Source organism: Streptomyces sp. NPDC107471 (assembly GCF_055582845.1).
Genome location: NZ_JBVJPC010000003.1, coordinates 835,643 through 852,884 on the forward strand (window position 1 = coordinate 835,643; position 17,242 = coordinate 852,884).

The window sequence follows — 17,242 nt, forward strand, 5'->3', positions numbered from 1 at the left end:
CGCGCCTCATCGCGGCGAGGACGGCACCCTGATGTCCACCACACAGACGTCGTCGCGCCGGTCCCCGTCCAGTACCGACGCCAGCAGCGGGGCCAGCGAGCCGGGCTCGTCCGTGGGGTGGGCCGCGACAGCGGCGGCGAGCCGGTCCAGCCCGGGGTCGATGCCCTCCGCGGGCCGCTCGACCAGACCGTCGGTGTAGAGCAGGACGCGGTCACCCGGCTCCAGGACACAGCGCGCCTCCTGGAAGTCGGGATCGGAGGACGCCCCGAGCAGCAGGCCGAGGGGGCGTTCCAGGTAGCGCACCTGCCCGTCGCGCACCAGCAGCGGTGGCGGATGACCGGCCTGCGCCCACACCAGGCACCGCTCGGCGGGGTTGTAGCGGGCCAGGACCATGGTCGCGGTGCCGTGCGAGTCGCGCGAGTGCAGCAGCAGGGTGTTGAGACGCGCGAGCGCCCCGGTCAGCGAGGAGCCCGTGATGACCATGCCCTTGGCGGTGAAGCGCAGTTGGGCCATCGTGGCCACGGCGTCGATGCCGTGCCCGGCGACGTCACCCACCACGAACAGGGCGTCGCCGTCGGGCAGTTCGATGGCGCTGAACCAGTCGCCGCCGACGTGGATCCCCGACTGGGCGGGCAGATAGGCCACTTCGACCCGCAGTCCGGCGAGGCGGACCGGCCGGGTGGGCAGGGGCAGCAGGGCGTGCTGGAGACGGGCGGCCAGGGTCCGCTCGGCGTGCAGCACGCCGTGCTGCGTCACGATCGCCTGCTCGCTCTCGACGAGGGCCAGTTCGGCGCTGCGCTGCGCGGTGAGGTCCTGGACGAAGCCGTGCACCTCGACCGGTTCGTTCCCGGTGTCCGTCACGACCTCGGCGACCATCCGCAGATGGCGGACCTCGTCTCCGGCCCGGATCCGGAACGGGACGTCGAACTGGAGCCCCGAGCGCACGAGTTCCTGCACGGCGTGGGCCAGCACCGGCGCGTCCTCGGGCAGCGCGAGCCCGGCAAGGTCGGTCAGCCGCACCGGCCCGAGCGCGGGATCGCGGTGCATGACGAGGAAGGTCTGGGAGGACCAGTTGCCCTCGCCGGTGACCAGGTTCCAGTTCGCCCAGCCCAGGTTCCCCAGCCGCTGCACGTCCGCCAGGCGCTGTTCCTGCCGGTCGGAGGAGTCGTGGCGGACCCAGGTGAGGACCAGGGCGTCGCCGAGGCGGGCCGCGTGCACCGCGTACGTCGACAGTTCGGCGGCGCCGTCCACGACCTCCTGGTAGGCGAACGGCTCGCCCTCGAACGGCTCGCCGCCGGCCAGCGTGCGCAGACAGCCCTGCCACAGCGCCTCGTCCGCCATGCTCGGGAAGCACTCCAGGATCCGCCGGCCGAGCAGTTGCCTGCCGGAGCGGCCCACGACGTCGACCGCCTCCTCGGTGGCGGCGTCGATGCGGTAGTCCTCGACCTCCCCGGAGGGACCGCGCAGCGGCGTGAGCAGCATCGCCGAGCCCGGCAGCGAGTCGAACACGGGCTGGGCGGCGGCGGCCGAGGCGGCGGCATTGCGCTCCGGCCGGGTGCCGAAGGACCGCAGCCAGCCGGCACACAGCCGGACGACGGCCTTCAGGAGATGCCGGGCCTGCGGTGAGAAGGGCCCGCTCCGGGCACGCAGGACCCCGAGGCAGACCTCGGCCTCGTCGCCGGTCGGCACGGGCAGCCAGGCGCGCGACAGCCAGCGCTCGGGCGGGTCCCCTATGAGCAGGTGCCGATCCCGGTCGGTCGCGAAGTCCTCCAGCCAGCGGGGTTCCCGCGCCCGGAGCGCTTCGAGCGCGGCGATGCCGCTGAGCGGGGGGACCCGCGTCCACTGGGCGGCCAGCGTGGTGTCGATGCCTGCGTGGCCGATCAGTTCGAGGCCTCCGGCCGGCAGCGACCGGAAGAGCAGGAGCGCGTCGGCGTCGACGTCCGCCGCGAGCTCCTCCAGGAGGCAGCCGGCCAGGTCCTGGGCAGTGGCCACATGGACGAGGGCCTTGCCGAGGCGGCCCAGTGCGGCGAAGCCGTCGTCCGGGTCGCAGGTGTCCGGCCCGGCGGGGAGCACGGCGGTGCCCTGCGGGACGGAACGGGGACCGGCGGGGCCGGGGATCGCGGCCAGGGGGGCGCCCGGAACGTCGTCGCCGAGAGGCTCCGCGACGTCCAGCGGCGGCAGGGAGTCGAGGGTTTCCGTGGGGGAGTGGAGCGGCGGCAGGGCGCCGAGGGGTTCCGTGGGGGAGCCGAGCGGCGGCAGGGCGCCGAGGGTGATCCAGCACTCCTCGAGCAGGGTGCGGTTGCCGGCCTTGGCGCGTTGCAGCAGATCCTCGCCGGCCGCGTCCGGCGTGCAGCCGGTCAGCGCCATGACCGCGCCCTTGGCACGCTCCAGCACCGCCGAGGTGGCGGCCTGGTCCCGCAACCGGTCCATCTCGGCACGTTGTCGGGCCACGACCTTGGCCAACGCGGCCATGTCGGGCGCGGTACCGGCGTGCGTGGGGCCGGTCGACTCGCTCGTCACGGGTCGAGCATCGCACATGCGCCAGGGGCCGATCGCACTGTTGTGAGCACGCATCCCACACACCGGTGACCCCTCCGGTTGACAAAACCGGTCGGGCCGCCGGTTCCGGCGGGGTCAGTGATCGGGCGGCGGGTAGAGCCACCGGCGCAGCAGCCGGCTGAGCAGGGGCATGACGAGGTAGGTGAGGAGCGGCAGCAGGACCACCGGGAACACCGCGGCCCGCAGCGGCAGGGGCCAGGCGGCGGTGCGGGGAGCCACCAGCCACTGGATGAGCAGCGTGCACGGGAAGGCGCCGAGGAACGTGGTCAGCACCATCTTCCAGCGGACCGGGGGCCGCACGGTGGTGCCGGGCAGACTGAACCAGGTCTCGAGCCCGGTCGTCGACTGCCGTTCGCTGCCCAGTTCCGTGGCGATGCCGTCGATCCGGGCGTGCCAGTCGGCCCGCTCCTGAGACCGCAGCCAGGCGGTGAGCCGGTGCGCGTCGGACCAGCGCAGCACCGCGTGGAAGCGGTGGCCGTCCTCGGGACGCAGCCAGGAGACGCCCTCGTTGCCGGGGAACCGTCTGGCGCAGCGGGTGATCCCCCGCGTCCAGCGCTCGAACTCACGCTCCCGGCCGGGACGCACCTCCCAGGTGAGGACGGTGGTGACCGGGTCGCCGTGGCGTACGTCGGTGGTGCTCATGCTCACCACGGGTCCCACGTACGGCCCGGGTCATGCCCTCGGGGCGGGGTCAGCGTCCGTGGTGGTGGTCGACCAGGGCCTGGGTGACCGCGCGGATGCTGCGGGCGATGTGCTGGAGCTGGAGCACCTCGGCCGCGTACAGCTTGATGGTGTGCTCGATGACCGACTCCGGCAGTCCGAGCGAGGGCAGGTCCGCGCGGGCGGTCTGCAGGGCGGTGCGGGCGACCCGGATCTCGTGCTGGACCTGGATCTGTGCGTGCCGGGCGAGGAGCACGGTGTGCCGCGTCAGGGCCGGATAGCTCGCGTACCGCGCCGGCACCAGCTCGCGCAGCCACTTGGCGGCGGAGCGCTCCCAGTCGTAGCTGCCGGGCGTCTTGACCTGGCACGGCCAGTCCGGGCCGGGACGGGTGGTGGTCCGCGTGGTCGTCAGGGGCATGGTGATCGCTTCCGGGTGTGCGGCGTCGTGCGGGTGTTCCGACGGATTGGGCGGCCCCGGCCTAGGGGATGACCGGAGCCGCCACGGGCTCGCGTGCAGGCGAGGCCCAGTCGAACACCCCGGGCGCCGACGCGGGTAGGTGGCGACGGCCCGGGATGTCCGTGAGGGAGCCCTCTCGGGCGGTGTGGGGGTGGGGACGGGGACAGTGGTGCGGACGGTCCCGGTGCGGTCCCGGGGTGATCCGTGAGCAGTATTTATATATGCCGTGCGCTTGGCAAGGCGTATGAAAACATTCATGCTCGATTTATTACGGATGGCCCCGTTGTGAAGGCGTATGGCCGGGGTGGTGGGGGTCAGTCCCGCAGGAAGAACTGGTGCTGGTCGGAGATCTGCTCGTACTCCTCCAGGCGGGCCTGGGTGCGCTCGGGGTCGGCGTCCGTCATGGCCTGGAGCAGGGCGGCGGCGATCACGCCGGGCGCCGCGTAGGAGTCGAAGACCAGCCGGGAGCCGGTACCGGTGGAGAACAGGACGTCCGCCTCGTCGGCCACGTGCCCGAGCGCCAGATCGGTGACGAGGGCGATCCTCAGTCCGGCGCTGCGGGCGACCCGCAGGGCGGTGAGGGTCTCCTGGGCGTGCCGCGGCATCGAGAAGGCGAGCACCCACGTGCCGCCCGCCTCGCGCGACTGCAACAGGGCGTCGTAGGCGACGCTGCCGCCCCGGGTGACCAGCCGTACGTCGGGGTGGATACGGCGGGCCGCGTAGGCGAAGTACTCGGCCAGGGACGCCGAGATGCGCAGGCCCAGAATGGTCAGCGGGGTCGACTCGGAGAGCTCGCGGCCGAGTTGGATCACCTGGTCGGGGTCGGCGAAGTCGCGGCGGAGGTTCTCCAGGTTCTCGATCTCCGCGTCGACCGCGGCCTGGAGTTCGTTGCCGCGGGACTCGTCGTCGGTGACCGGTCCGCCGGCGAGTGTGCCGAGCGCGATGGACTGGAGCTTCTCCCGCAGGGCGGGGTAGCCGCTGAAGCCCACGGCCGCGGCGAACCGGGTCACGGAGGGCTGGCTGACGCCCACGCGCTCCGCGAGATCGGTGATGGACAGGAACGCCGCCTCGGTGATGTGCTCGATCAGGTACTGCGCGATGCGCCGCTGTCCGGGGGAGAGCCGGGGCCGGTCGAAGAGCGTCCTGAGCTGGGAGGCCGGGGCCGCCTCCGTCTCCGGAGCGGCCTTGCCCGAGGTGATCGCGGATGCCTGTGCGCGTGCCTGCTGCGGCGATGACACCGAGGCGCCTCCTTTGTCTGCCACGGGAAGTCAACATAGCCCACCCCCCTCGGTGACCAGCGCTTGTCGGGAGGCGTCCGGCGGGCGCCGATCGGTACGGGTACGCCGCTCCCGATCGGGAACCCGCCGCTGGGCAAGCCCTACGACGACACCTGAGGAGCAGCCCCGTATGACGGTCCCCGAGGAGAACCGCCGGAAGACGGACACGGACACCACCGACCGGCTCGTGGCGAACCAGCACGAGGAGAGCGCAGCCCCCGCCCCCGGCGGCAGCGGGCGCACCCTGCGCGAGGCGTTCGAGGAAGCGCGGGTGGGACCCGACGACTTCGCCCGGGAATGACACCGCACGGGAAACCAGAGCTATCGGCAGGGGAGTGGCCATGGGTGCGCTGAGCGCGCTGGAACAGGCAATGGAGCACGGGTGGGAGGCGCTGTGGGCGCGGGTCGTCGACCGGGAGCCGGTCGAACTCCTCGACGCCCTGCGGCAGGAGTGCGACAGCAACGTGGTCGTGTGCAGTGAGAGCAGGGTGGTGGTCCCGAACGCGTACGACGTCGAGCTCGCGGACTTCGCCTACGACGAACTGGTGCGCCGGGGCAGCACCGTGGGCCAGGTGCTCACGGACAGCCTGGCCCGCCACGGTGAACGGCAGGGCTACGAGTGGGCGGGCCCGCTCACCGTGCACATCTCCCGGTCCGACCGGGTGCCCAACGGCCGTTACCGCGTGACGAGCGCGGCGATGCCGAACGTGAGCGCCGAGGGCTTCCAGCACGCGCTGCGCTGAACGGCCCCGGGTCGCGCCGGCCGCGGGGGTCATCGGCGGTAGATCGTGATCGAGTGGCCGACCTCGTCGACGGGACGGCTGGAGTCGATCAACTCGGCCAGCCGGCCCTTCGCCTTGGCGACCGACGAGTCCGACACGACCAGCAGTCCGCGCACCTCGTCCACCGGCACCTCGCGCGGATCGGCCGCCCGGATGCCGTAGGCGGCGGGCACGCCGCTGCCCTTGTAGACGAGCCAGACCCGCTCGCCGGGGTAGCGCTCGCGCAGCCGGTCGGCGAGCCGGCCGAGGTCCTGTCCCCAGTCGACGTTGGAGTCGTGCAGCCGCAGATGGGTGCGGGCCGGACCGCCGAACGCCTCGTTGGAGTACGGCAGGTAGTAGGGGAAGGCCCGCGCCGAGCTGACCGCGACGAACAGCACCAGCGCCCCGGTCGCGACCGTCGCCCAGTGTCGGCGCACCGCGAGGACGCAGCCGGCGGCCACCGCCAGGAACATCGGCAGGAACAGGGTGTACCGGGTGCCGAAGTCGCGCGAGCCGGTCATGGCCGAGGCCAGCAGCACCCCGGCGGGCACGAGGAGATACGGGGTGACGGGCCGCAACCGCCGTACCGTCACCAGCACCACGGCACCCGCCGCCCACAGCGCGAGCAGGCCCAGCGGGGTCTTCACCAGCAGTGCGGCCGGCAGGTAGTACCAGAGGTGGCCGGTGTACAACCGCCCGAACAGGAAGCCCTCCCACGGGTGGTTCTCGAAGCGGAACTGAACGCGCATCCCGTCCGCGTAGGCCTTCGGGAAGGGCAGCAGGTCCACGAGGGTCCCGCGCAGCCCGCGCACCACCGGCACCTGGTCCTGGGCGGCACCCCGCATCCGCGGATCGACCACGAGGTAGGACGCCCATACGACGGCTACGGCGGCCAGCGTCAGGACCGCGGCCCCGGCGAGCATGCGCAGCACGCGCCGGCGCCTGTCGTCACCGCTGCCCGCGGTCCACACCGAGAGGGCGGCCAGCCCCAGCAGGACCGGCACGGCGGGCAGCGCGCTCATCTTGGTCGCGAGGGCCGCGCCGAGCGCCAGGCCGGCGAGGGGCACGTACCGCCGCGGCCGTGCACGGGCCCGCCACAGCAGCCACACCGAGGTGAGCAGGAAACCGGCCATGGGCACGTCCAGCGTGGCCAGCGAACCGTGGGCGACGACATCGGGCGAGAAGGCGTACAGGGCGAGGGCCGCGACGCCCGCCGCCCGGCCGGCCAGTTCCCGGGCGAAGGCGAAGACCACCAGCCCGAACAGCAGCGTCAACACCAGGACCGGGAGCCGGGCCCAGAACATCAGCCGCCAGGGGTCGTTGCCCGACTCGTACAGCAGATGCGGGCCCAGGTCGATCTGGGGTCCGTCGAACGCCGTGTCCACGTGCGGGTCGGCGATCGCCACCCCGGCCGCGATCAGGAGCTTTCCGAGCGGCGGGTGCTCGGGGTTGTGGCGGATGCCCTGACCGTGCAGGTACTCGGCGGCCGTGGCCACGTAGACCGGTTCGTCGATCGTGGGGGTCTGCTGCACGGCGGTCGTCACCATGACGGCCGCCATCTGCGCGAGCAGCACGACGACGAGGAGCGGCACCAGCCACCGCCGGACCGCTCGTGGCTTCCGCACCTCGTCGTCGTGGGTCCCGGGGGCCGGGGCCAGGACCGTCTGCTGCTCGCTCGCCATCATCCGCCCGGCGGCGGGCCCGGCACGGCGGCGGGAGCGATCCGGGAGCACCTCATGGGGGCCACTCTCGCACCGCCTCCCGCCCCGCGGGCGTCACCGCTTCAGGAGTCGTACCGACAGACCTTCCGCCGTGTAGACGGGTACGGCCCGCAGCGTGCCGGAGTTCAGCTCGACGCGGTCGAACTGGCCGCGCAGTCCGCGGCAGCCGAGGACCCGGACCGTGTGCCCGGCCGCCGGCGGCCTCTTCGCGTCCAGCTCCAGCGAGAGCACGCTGCCCGCGCGGAGCACCGCGCGCCGCGTCACCTCCAGGACCGGCTCCTGGCCCGCGCGCAGCGTCACCTCCAGGGCGCCGGACTCCTGGCTGTAGGTGCCGTGGACCTGGAGCGACCTGCCGTCCACCGTCAGCCTGCCACCCTGCACCCGCACGTCCCCGTGGCCCAGCGCGTGGGCCGAACCCGCGACCAGCGCACCTTCCTTCAGCACGGTCCCGCCGGTGTACCGGTTGTGCCCCGTCAGGGCGAGCGTGCCGCTGCCCCGCTTGGTCAGCCCGCCGCGGCCGTCGATGTCGTTGCGCCAGGCGTCGGCCGCGTGGAAGCCGCCCGCGGCCGCGTCCAGCGTGACGGTGACGTCCGAGTCGAAGGAGCCGTAACCGTCCGCCGCGGCGAACAGGTCGATCCGGCCCCACTGCTCGAAGCCGTCGAGCAGGACGTAGCCCGAGGGCAGCCCGGTGGTGCGCAGCACCTCACGGCGCTGCGCGGCGTCGAGGTACGGCAGCCGCGTCTCCAGCAGCACCTCCGCGCCCTTGGGCACGGTGAACGGCGCGTCGCCGCCGTCCCGGTGCAGCACATAGGTCAACCGGGGCTTGACGGAACGGGCGTTGGCCTCCCGGTCCGCGTACGCGTCGGCGGTGTCCGCGTGGGCGTAGGCGAAGAGGGTGTCGGCCGTGGTGCCGGTCTGCTCGGTGAAGTACCGCAGCGCCTGCGCCCGGGCCGCCGCCTTCAGCTCGGCGTTCGCGGGGTCGGCCAGCGTGGCGGCGGCCAGCGCGGTCGCCATGATGCGGCCGCCCATGACGTCGACCGTCGAGTGCATGCCGGACACGATCCGGGTGTGGCTCAGCTCGAAGGCTCGCGTCACGAGCTCCTGGAAGCGCTCGGGTACGGCGTACGCGAAGGCCAGTCCCGCCAGGTGGAAGGCGTTGGTGTGGCCGCTGGGGAAGCCGCCGTCGTCCACCGGGGAGGTGCTGCGCTGGCGCAGCAACTGGGTGGCGACGACCACCTGCGAGTCGTAGACCGGGTAGCCGAGGGCGTCCTTGGCGCCCGTGTCGACGACCTCGCTGTCCTCGTTCATGCGCCACGGTCGCGGGTACTGGAAGGCGTACTTGCCGGGATTGCCGGAGGCGTACGGGCCGCGCACGGTGTCGACGAGCCTGGCGACCTGGCCGAGCGAGGAGTCGTAGGAGCCCGCGCCGATCGCCGAACCCGCCGGGGCGCCGGCCGGTACAGCGTCGCTGACGGTGGTGGCCGGGGTGGTGTCGGGCGCGCCGGTGATCGAGGTGACCGCCTTGGCGCCGGACCGGTAGAGGCCGGCCAGCGGGCCGAGGCCGCCGATCATGGCGTAGCTCTGGTGCTGGCGGTCGTAGAGGAAGGCCTCCTTGGCCTGTGCCTCGGTGCGCGCCCGGGTGACGCGAGCGCAGTAGCGCATGTTGGCGCGCAGCACCTCGGGCCGCAGCGGTGTGCCGGTGTTCCAGTCGTCGCCGGTCTTCCACACCCGGGCGAAGCCGCCGAGGACCCGCACCACCGCGTTGGTCTCGGGCGTCAGGTTCGCCATGACGTTGGACCTGTAGTCGTCCACGAACGCGGCCGCGGCGGAGGCGGCCTTGGCGTCCGCGGCGCCCAGCCAGGAGGCGAAGGTCGGCGCGGCCAGGACGCCGGCCGAGACGCCGAGGGACGTCTTGAGGAATCCCCTTCGCTGCATGGCGCGTGCGGTGAGCTGCCCGGGGGAGTGCTGCCCGGCGGATGACGGCATGGGTCTGCCTCTCTCTGGAGTTCTGCGGCCGTGCGGCCGGGGAGGTGGGGCGGATGCGACTCGTGATGCGCTTGACGGCCTGGGTGCCGAATGCGCTTTCTGAGGTCGTACGAGCGAAGATCTACGGGCGGGTCATGTCGGACCGGAGGAGACGCGGGGTCCCGCGGATGTCACCGGAGTGAACGGGCCATCGCCACCGCGCCGTCCACCGGCGGTGCCCGCAGGGGGCGCGGCCGGGCCGACGGCACGCTGTCGGCCAGCGCCGACACGAAGGCGTCGTACAGGGACGGTTGGGCGAGGACGGTACTGCCCGCGACCACGACGTCGTCGACCACCACCCCGCGGGCGGCGAGCCGTTCGACGAGCGCGGCGAGGGCGCGGCCCGCCTCGGCGATCACGGTGCGGGCGAGCGGGGATCCGGCCTCGGCGGCGGCGAAGACGGCCGGCGCGTGCCGGCCCCAGTCGGCGGAGGCGGCCGTGGCGTGCTCCAACGCGGCGCCGAGCGCGGGTGCTTCGGGGACGTCGAACCCGGCGAGCAGACCGAGCGCCAGCGCGTCGGGCTCCTCGCCGCGGTCGTGCGCCGCCCACACGGCACGGACGGCCTCGCGGACCAGGCCGGCGGCGCCGCCCTCGTCACCGAGGAGCGCGCCCCAGCCGCCGACCTGGACCGGGGTGCCGTCGGCGAAGCGGCCCATGGCCACCGAGCCGGTGCCGGCGACCAGGCCGACCCCCTTGTCCAGTCCCGCCGCGGGGACCAGCAGTTCGGCGTCGCCCACGACCAGCGCGGGCGCGTCGAAGTGCAGTTGGAGGGCGGTGCGGATCTGCGCGCACTGGCGCGGGGTCTCGCAGGCGTGCCCGCCGACGGCGAGGGCGGACGGGCGGGCGCCCGAAGGGAGCGTGTCGGCGGCCAGTGCGGCCAGCCAACCGGCGGCGGCCACCGGGTCGTGGGGCCGCCAGCCGCTGCTGGGCCGGACGTGGTCGGCGACCAGGGTGTCGCCCGCGAAGGCGCGGAGCCGGGTCTTGGTGCCGCCCACGTCGATGCCGACAACCAGGGGTGCGGTGTCCTGCACGGAACCTCTTTCGTCGTTGCGCTGTGTGCTGCGACGGTGGGCGAACCGTGCCTGGGGGCAAGGCGGTTGGAGAACTAGGGAAGCCCCGGGACGGGCTTCTGACGGACCACGGCAGGCGAGTACCGTGACGTTCGTTAGGAAGTTAACTAACGAAGTACAGTGCGTGTCAATAGGCGTCGCGCACTCGACTTCCCGGGCCCCCCGTCCCGGGTGGGAACGTACGACGCCGGAGCAACCCATCGCCGTCTCCCGCCGAGTCGCTCGGCCCGGGAGAGCGGCCTGTGACCTGGGGGAAGTGTGGAACACGACGTGGCGAGAGCCCCCCGTCTGACCGAGAGCGCGAGCGCCGTGTTCGCGGTGCTCGCCCAGGCGGGCACCGCGACCCGGCCACAGCTTGCGAGCCTGGCGCGCCTGTCCAAGCCGACGGTCTCCTCCGCCGTCGCCGAGCTGGAGGGCGTCCATCTCGCGGCCCACTCCGGCACCTCCTCGGGCGGGACGGGCCGCAGCGCCGCCGTCTACCGCCTCGGCCCGGCCGCGGGCGCCGTGCTCGCCGTCGACCTCGGCCCCGCCCTCACCCGGGTCCGCGGCTGCGCCTTGGACGGCACCCTGCTCGCCGAGACCACCGGCCCCCGGGAGGAGGCCGCCGACGTGGTCCGCGACGCCCTCTCGGCACTGCCCCCCGACGCCCCGCTGCGCGCCATCGTGGTGGCCGTCGGTGACGTCACCGCGCCGCAGCGGATGCGCCCCGCCACGGCCAAGGCCGGTCCCGTCTTCGACGCGATGACCGTCGCCCTGCCGCCCGGCGTGCCCGTCCACCTGGAGAACAACGTCAACTGCGCGGCCCTCGCCGAACTGCACGAGGGCGCCGCCCGCGGCCGGCACACCTTCGGCTACCTGCGGATCGGCGTCGGCATCGGTCTCGGCATCGTCGTGGGCGGCCATGTGCTGGCCGGGGCCAACGGCGCCGCCGGTGAGCTGGCCAGGCTGCCCTACCCCTGGGACGACGACCAGGAGCCCCGCCACGAGGCCCTGGAGGAGTACATCGGGTCCCGCTCCCTGCTGCGCCGGGCCGCCGAGGCCTGGCCGGAGTCCGACGGTGCCTGCCCGCGCACGGCCGAGCGGCTGTTCGCCCTCGCCGCGCAGGGCAGTGCCACGGCCCGTGCGATCGTCGCCCGGCATGCCGTGGACGTGGGCCGGCTGGCCGCCGCCGTGACCGCCGTACTGGACCCGGGGCTGCTCGTGCTGGGCGGCAGCACCGGCGCGTATCCGCAGCTCCTGGCCGGTGTGCGGGCCGAGCTGGAGCGGCTGAGCTGGCCCACCGAGGTGGTCAGCAGCCAGGTCGGCGAGCTGGGCACCGTCGTGGGCGCGGCACGGCTCGCGGTGGCCCGAGGAGTCCAAACCGTGACCCAGGCGGCGAGGGCGAAGGATTGACGGTTTCGGACTCGGTCTGCCAATGTCCGGACAAGCGCTTTCTAAGTCGGCCGGGACGCCGGCTTGGGCGAGCGTCCCGCCCGTACTCGACGTACGGCAACCGCACGAGGGCGTGCCCGTGCGGTGACGGCCCACAGCGGCCGGGGACCCTCGCCCGTCAGGACGACGCGGCCGGGCGAGGCCGCGCCCTCGGAAAGCGAACCTCCTGCAAACTGCACCAGTGCCGCGTCGGTCGGCGCCGTGCTCCGTCCCCTACCACGAAAAAAGGGATCGAAGATGACCACTGTGGGTGTGCGGCGCTCTAGCCGTCTCGGCCGCGGCGGCATGCGCCGCCTGGTTTCCCTCGCTGCCGCCGCCTCGGCGGGTGCCCTGCTGCTCTCCGCCTGCGGAGGCGGTGGCGACTCGGGCGGGACCTCCAAGTCCCTGACGTTCTGGATCTCCACGGTTCCGGGGCAGGACGCGGGCTGGAAGAAGATGGTGGCGCAGTACAAGAAGGAAACCGGCGTCAACGTCAAGCTCGTCAACATCCCCTACGACGGCTACACCACGAAGCTGCACAACGCCGCGCAGGCGAACTCCCTGCCCGACGTGGCGGCGGTGCCGGCGCTGGACCCGATCTGGTCGAACAAGCTGATCGACCTCAGCTCCATCGCCAACAACAAGACGAACAAGATCAACGCGAACTTCGTCGCCAAGGACTCCTCCGGGAAGGTGCTGTCCATCCCCTCGGACGTCACCGCCTCCGGCCTCTTCATCAACAAGTCCCTCTTCGAGAAGGCCGGGGTCTCCTTCCCGACCGAGCCGTCGAAGACCTGGACCTGGACCGACTTCATCGCCGCGGCCGACAAGGTGCGCGAGAAGACCGGCGCCAAGTACTCCCTGACCTTCGACCAGTCGCCGTCCCGGCTGCGCGCCATGGTGTACGAGATGGGCGGCAGTTACGTCCACGCGGACTCCGCCGGCAAGTTCTCGGTGGACGCGGCGACCAAGAAGGCCGTGAACACCTTCGTCGGCTGGAACGACGACAAGACCATGCCGAAGTCGGTGTGGACCAGCGGCGCCGACCCGTCCGCCATGTTCCAGAGCGGTGACGTCGTCGCCTACTGGTCCGGCGTGTGGCAGGTGCCGGCCTTCGCGGACAGCATCAAGAAGTTCGAGTGGGCCAGCGTCCCGACCCCCGCGCAGCCGGTGCAGGCCAGTGACGTCAACAGCGGCGGCATGACGGTCGGCTTCAACAACAACGCCGACGCGTCCAAGGCCGCGACGAAGTTCCTGTCCTGGCTGTACGAGCCCGCCCACTACCAGGCGCTGTGCGAGGCCTCCGGCTTCCTGCCCGTCGAGAGCGGTCTGAACCCGAAGTACCCCTTCGAGTCCGAGGCGGCGCAGGCGGCGTTCAAGCTCTACAACCAGGAGATCCCGCTCTACGCCCCGATCTCGGGCTACTTCAACAGCGCGCAGACGAACTGGGTGCTGAAGGGCAAGAGCCTCACCGAGGACCCGACCAAGACGGAGCTCGGCAAGGCGATCAACGGCCAGCAGTCGGCCGACAAGGCCCTGGAGAACATCGTGGCCGGCTACAACCAGCAGGTCGGCGGCTGATCGTCGGCCGGCGGGCCGGGCGGCCGGGACTCACTTCCCCCGTCCGGCCCCGGCCCCCCGCGTGACGTCGGGCTCAGGGCCTGAGCCCGCAGGAATCCATTCCACCAGCACGGAGTCAGGAAGATGACAAAACGCGCCTCGGACGTGTCCGTGAGCCCGCCCAGGAGACGCAGTAAGTACACCCTTGCGCCGCTCGTCCTCATCGCGGCCAACGTCGTGCTCTTCTCGCTGTTCTTCGTCTGGCCGGCGGTGATCGGGCTCGTCTACTCCTTCACGAACTACACGGGTGTGGGGGCGTTCCAGTTCGTCGGACTGGACAACTACAGCCACCTCTTCGGTGACTCCACCTTCTACGACGCGCTGTCCCGGACACTGCTGTACACCGTGCTCGTGGTGCCGCTGAACTTCGTGCTCTCGCTGCTCGTCGCCAACCTGGTGGTGAACAAACAGGCCAAGGGGGCGTCGATCGCCCGGGTCGTCTTCTTCGTGCCGTGGCTCATCTCGCCCATCGTGGTGGGTGTCCTGTGGCGGTGGCTGTTCGGTGAGAACTTCGGACTGATCAACTACGTCATCGAGAAGCTCGGCGGGGACGCGATCGCGTGGCAGTCGAACGCGGACCTGTCGCTCGGCGTCGTGGTCATGGCGGGCGCCTGGTGGGGCACGGCCTTCTCGATGCTGCTGTTCATCGCCGCGATCAAGAACGTACCGGTGTCGTACTACGAGGCGGCCTCGCTCGACGGCGCGGGCTCCTGGCGGCAGTTCCTCAGCATCACCCTGCCGAGCATCGCGCCCACGTCCTTCATCGTGATCCTGCTCAACACGATCAACGCGATGAAGGAGTACCCGCTCTTCCTCGCCCTCAACAACGGCGGACCGGGCACCTCGAACAACCTGCTCGTGCAGTACATCTACCAGACCGGTTTCAAGACGGGCCAGATCGGCTACGCGAGCGCCGCGTCGTTCGTGCTCATGCTCATCCTGATGGCCGTCGCGATCATCCAGTTGATCGTCAACCGGCGGATGGAGAACCGATGACCACCACAGACCTCCCTCGCCCGGTCGACGCCGGTCCCGGACGGCCCGCCGTCAGGAAGCGGACCCGCAGGGCGGGCAACGGAACGCTCCGGGGGGCGGTGTCCGCGACGACACTGCTGTGGATCCTGGCGGCCCTCTACGGTCTGCCGGTCGCGTGGTTCGTCCTCAGCTCCTTCAAGCCGGCCGGGGACCTGTTCTCCCTGCCGCTGACGGTGCTCCCGCACAACCCGACCCTGTCGGGCTACAAGGCGGCGTGGGACAGCGCGAACTTCTCCCAGTACTTCATCAACACGGCCATCGTGTGCGTGATCACCACGGTCCTCACCGTGGGAGCGAGCTGCTGCACCGGCTACGCGCTGGCCAAGTACGACAACAAGTGGCTCAAGGCGTTCTTCCTGTGCATCCTGGCCACCACGATGCTGCCCTCCGAGGTCATGCTCGCCCCCGAGTTCCTGGTCGTCCGCGACCTCGGCCTCTACAACTCCTTCGGCGGCATCATCCTGCCGGCCGTGCTCACGGCCACCGGCTGCTTCATGTTCCGCCAGTTCTTCCTGACGGTCCCCGACGAGCTCATCGAGGCCGCCCGCATCGACGGCGCCCGTGAACTGTCGATCTTCCTGCGGATCATGGTGCCGATCTCCCGGCCCATCATGCTGACGCTCGCCATCCTGTCGTTCCAGTGGCGGTGGAACGACTACATCTGGCCGCTGCTGATGCTGAACGACCCCGAAAAGTTCACCGTGCAGATCGGCATCCAGAGCCTCGTCGGCGCACAGAACATCAACTGGTCCGTCCTGCTCGGCGGTTCGGTCATCTCCATGATCCCGCTGATCGCGGTCTTCCTGGTGTTCCAGCGGTACGTCATGAACGCCGACATCAACGCCGGACTGAAGGACTGAGGGACCGACCTTGTCCACCCCGCTCGACCACGAGTTCGTCCGGTCGGTGGCCCGCGCCGCCGACCGGTCGGCCGCCCCCCTCACGGCCGGACCCGACGAGGTACCCGCCGGTGTGCCGCACCGTGATCTGGCGTGGCGGGTGAAGACCCTCGTCGCGGCGTACCGCTCCCCGGAGTCGGCCCTGCACGGCAGCGAGCGGGCCGTCGCCGCCGCCACGACCCACCTGCGCGCCCTGCGGGCCGTGCAGACACCCACCGGTCTCTTCGCGGGCGGCGACAACGTCCAGTCACCCCCGGACTCCGCGTTCACCGTCAACGACGTGTGCGACGCGTACGTCCTCGCCGCGGGCTCGGGACCGGAACTGGCCGAGCCGGCGGCCGGGCTCGCCGAGATCGCCGGCGCCGCCACCGCCAGTCTCCTGACCGGTGGTGTGCACACCCCGAACCACCGCTGGGAGCTGAGCGCGGCCCTCGCCCGGCTGCACCGCTCCTTCCCCGACGACCGGCTCCTCGCCCGCGTCGAGGAGTGGCTCGCCGAGGGCGTCGACATCGACACCGACGGCCTGTACTCCGAGCGCAGCGCCGTCTACGCGTCCGTCGTGACCAATCCGGCGCTGCTGTTGCTGGCCGAGGTGCTCGGGCGCACCGACCTGTCGGACGCCGTCGAACGCAACCTCGCCGCGACCCTGGACCTGATCAGGCCGGACGGCACGGTGGAGACCGTCCACTCGCGCCGCCAGGACCAGAAGCTGCCGTTCGCGCTGTGGCCCTACCTGCCGCACTACCGGCTGCTCGCGATCCGTACCGGCCGGGGCGACTTCGCCCGCGCGGCCCGTCTGGCGGCCGCCGGCGGCATCGACGACCCCGACCTGCTCGCCCAGACCCTCCTCACCCCGGACCTGTGCCGTGCCCTGCCGGCCCCGGATCCGGAGCGGTTCCCGCGCGCGCGGTACCTCCGCACCGCACGCCTCGCCGCACACGCCTCGGCCACCGCGCACACCGTGGTGTACGGCGGCTCCGACGTGCCCGAGCACCGGCGCATCCGCTCGGGCCTCGCCTGCAACCCCACCTTCCTGCGCATGTTCGCCGGTGCCGCCGTCCTCGACGCGGTCCGCCTCTCTCGGGCCTTCTTCGACCTGGGCCCGTTCCGTGCCGCCGACATGGAACAGCTCGCCGACCACCGGTACCGGCTCACCCAGACCCTCACCAGCGCCTACTACCAGCCGCTCCCGAAGGAACGCAGACGCGAGGACGGCGCATACCGCCTGGTGGACGAGGGCCGTTTCTCCGCGGCCATGGCCTTCCCCGACCGCACGCAGGACCAGGTCTCCCACACGACCCGGGTCGAGGTCGACCTGCGGGAGGACGGGGCCGACCTGCGGTTCGACATCAGCGGCCCACCGGTGCCCTGGGCCCTCGAACTGACCTTCCGGCCGGGCGGCGAGCCTCAGGGCGCCGTACCGCTCGGCGACGGGCGCTGGTGCCTGACGACCGGGCCGATGACCTACCGCGTCGGCGACGACGAGATCCGTGTCGAGGCCGCCGTCGAGGCGGGCGAACCCCTCGCAGGCCCGGACCGGACCGATGTGCTGCGCTACGACCCGGGCCAGGACCACACCGTGGCGGGCGGCACCGACGCGACGACCGGAACCCGCGTCTACCTCGGCGGCCTGGGCCCGCAGACCCTGACCGTCGCCCTGCGCGCCCGCCGGTCCGCGCCCGCCGAGTGACCCCGACGAACCACGCCATGGCCACCCCAGGCAGGAAGGGCTGAACCCCGTGCAGCAC

14 protein-coding genes are annotated in these 17,242 nt (G+C 72.1%); 7 read left to right on the plus strand and 7 right to left on the minus strand.

The annotated features are described in order from the left end of the window. Positions 1-6: 6 nt before the first annotated feature. The 4 genes from ACZ66S_RS13340 to ACZ66S_RS13355 all read right to left on the minus strand — a co-directional run bounded on the left by ACZ66S_RS13340 (position 7) and on the right by ACZ66S_RS13355 (position 4,914). Entirely contained in the window at positions 7-2,472 is a 2,466-nt protein-coding gene (locus ACZ66S_RS13340; protein WP_469901744.1) for a SpoIIE family protein phosphatase, read from the minus strand. A gap of 162 nt (positions 2,473-2,634) precedes the next feature. Then, positions 2,635-3,201, minus strand: a complete 567-nt coding sequence (locus tag ACZ66S_RS13345; protein WP_469901611.1) for an antibiotic biosynthesis monooxygenase — start codon at positions 3,199-3,201, stop codon at positions 2,635-2,637. A 49-nt stretch (positions 3,202-3,250) separates the two neighbouring features. Continuing rightward, positions 3,251-3,637 (minus strand): hypothetical protein, encoded by a 387-nt coding sequence (locus ACZ66S_RS13350; protein WP_469901612.1) that lies wholly within the window; start codon positions 3,635-3,637, stop codon positions 3,251-3,253. 353 nt (positions 3,638-3,990) lie between these two features. After that, entirely contained in the window at positions 3,991-4,914 is a 924-nt protein-coding gene (locus ACZ66S_RS13355) for a MurR/RpiR family transcriptional regulator (RefSeq protein ID WP_469901613.1), read from the minus strand. Positions 4,915-5,083: 169 nt separating this feature from the next. On the opposite strand from ACZ66S_RS13355, the gene ACZ66S_RS13360 reads away from it, so the two are divergent. Together ACZ66S_RS13360 and ACZ66S_RS13365 are read left to right on the plus strand one after the other, a co-directional pair. Continuing rightward, a complete protein-coding gene (locus ACZ66S_RS13360) occupies positions 5,084-5,254 on the plus strand; it encodes a hypothetical protein (protein ID WP_469901614.1) in 171 nt (56 codons plus the stop codon). A 40-nt stretch (positions 5,255-5,294) separates the two neighbouring features. After that, positions 5,295-5,696 (plus strand): DUF3662 domain-containing protein, encoded by a 402-nt coding sequence (locus tag ACZ66S_RS13365; protein ID WP_469901615.1) that lies wholly within the window; start codon positions 5,295-5,297, stop codon positions 5,694-5,696. Positions 5,697-5,725: 29 nt separating this feature from the next. Here the strand turns inward: ACZ66S_RS13365 and ACZ66S_RS13370 are convergent, their stop codons facing one another. The 3 genes from ACZ66S_RS13370 to ACZ66S_RS13380 all read right to left on the minus strand — a co-directional run bounded on the left by ACZ66S_RS13370 (position 5,726) and on the right by ACZ66S_RS13380 (position 10,491). Continuing rightward, the gene (locus ACZ66S_RS13370) at positions 5,726-7,399 is read right to left on the minus strand and encodes an ArnT family glycosyltransferase (protein WP_469901745.1); all 1,674 of its coding nucleotides are present in this window, start codon (positions 7,397-7,399) and stop codon (positions 5,726-5,728) included. A 90-nt stretch (positions 7,400-7,489) separates the two neighbouring features. Beyond that, complete coding sequence (locus ACZ66S_RS13375) at positions 7,490-9,421, minus strand: phosphatase PAP2 family protein (protein WP_469901616.1); 1,932 nt, start codon at positions 9,419-9,421, stop codon at positions 7,490-7,492. A 170-nt stretch (positions 9,422-9,591) separates the two neighbouring features. Continuing rightward, on the minus strand, positions 9,592-10,491 hold the full coding sequence (locus tag ACZ66S_RS13380) for an N-acetylglucosamine kinase (RefSeq protein WP_469901617.1): 900 nt from the start codon (positions 10,489-10,491) through the stop codon (positions 9,592-9,594). A 309-nt stretch (positions 10,492-10,800) separates the two neighbouring features. On the opposite strand from ACZ66S_RS13380, the gene ACZ66S_RS13385 reads away from it, so the two are divergent. From ACZ66S_RS13385 to ACZ66S_RS13405, 5 genes are all read left to right on the plus strand, one after another. Beyond that, complete coding sequence (locus tag ACZ66S_RS13385) at positions 10,801-11,922, plus strand: ROK family protein (RefSeq protein WP_469901618.1); 1,122 nt, start codon at positions 10,801-10,803, stop codon at positions 11,920-11,922. A gap of 276 nt (positions 11,923-12,198) precedes the next feature. After that, positions 12,199-13,521 carry an ABC transporter substrate-binding protein gene (locus tag ACZ66S_RS13390; protein WP_469901619.1) on the plus strand — a complete coding sequence of 441 codons (1,323 nt, stop codon included), beginning with the start codon at positions 12,199-12,201 and terminating at the stop codon, positions 13,519-13,521. A gap of 123 nt (positions 13,522-13,644) precedes the next feature. Continuing rightward, a complete protein-coding gene (locus ACZ66S_RS13395) occupies positions 13,645-14,556 on the plus strand; it encodes a carbohydrate ABC transporter permease (protein WP_469901620.1) in 912 nt (303 codons plus the stop codon). Next, positions 14,553-15,455, plus strand: coding sequence for a carbohydrate ABC transporter permease (locus ACZ66S_RS13400; RefSeq protein WP_469901621.1), 903 nt, complete (start codon positions 14,553-14,555; stop codon positions 15,453-15,455). The genes ACZ66S_RS13395 and ACZ66S_RS13400 overlap by 4 nt, the downstream gene beginning before the upstream one ends. Positions 15,456-15,465: 10 nt before the next feature. Continuing rightward, the gene (locus ACZ66S_RS13405; RefSeq protein WP_469901622.1) at positions 15,466-17,184 is read left to right on the plus strand and encodes a hypothetical protein; all 1,719 of its coding nucleotides are present in this window, start codon (positions 15,466-15,468) and stop codon (positions 17,182-17,184) included. Positions 17,185-17,242 lie beyond the last annotated feature (58 nt).

Excerpts from the sequence above, each read along its gene's own strand:
- ACZ66S_RS13400 (WP_469901621.1), top strand. The coding sequence starts at position 14,553 with ATGACCACCACAGACCTCCCTCGCCCGGTCGACGCCGGTCCCGGACGG.
- ACZ66S_RS13370 (WP_469901745.1), bottom strand. The coding sequence starts at position 7,399 with ATGATGGCGAGCGAGCAGCAGACGGTCCTGGCCCCGGCCCCCGGGACC.
- ACZ66S_RS13360 (WP_469901614.1), top strand. The coding sequence starts at position 5,084 with ATGACGGTCCCCGAGGAGAACCGCCGGAAGACGGACACGGACACCACC.
- ACZ66S_RS13365 (WP_469901615.1), top strand. The coding sequence starts at position 5,295 with ATGGGTGCGCTGAGCGCGCTGGAACAGGCAATGGAGCACGGGTGGGAG.
- ACZ66S_RS13345 (WP_469901611.1), bottom strand. The coding sequence starts at position 3,201 with ATGAGCACCACCGACGTACGCCACGGCGACCCGGTCACCACCGTCCTC.
- ACZ66S_RS13375 (WP_469901616.1), bottom strand. The coding sequence starts at position 9,421 with ATGCCGTCATCCGCCGGGCAGCACTCCCCCGGGCAGCTCACCGCACGC.
- ACZ66S_RS13350 (WP_469901612.1), bottom strand. The coding sequence starts at position 3,637 with ATGCCCCTGACGACCACGCGGACCACCACCCGTCCCGGCCCGGACTGG.
- ACZ66S_RS13395 (WP_469901620.1), top strand. The coding sequence starts at position 13,645 with ATGACAAAACGCGCCTCGGACGTGTCCGTGAGCCCGCCCAGGAGACGC.
- ACZ66S_RS13340 (WP_469901744.1), bottom strand. The coding sequence starts at position 2,472 with ATGGCCGCGTTGGCCAAGGTCGTGGCCCGACAACGTGCCGAGATGGAC.
- ACZ66S_RS13390 (WP_469901619.1), top strand. The coding sequence starts at position 12,199 with ATGACCACTGTGGGTGTGCGGCGCTCTAGCCGTCTCGGCCGCGGCGGC.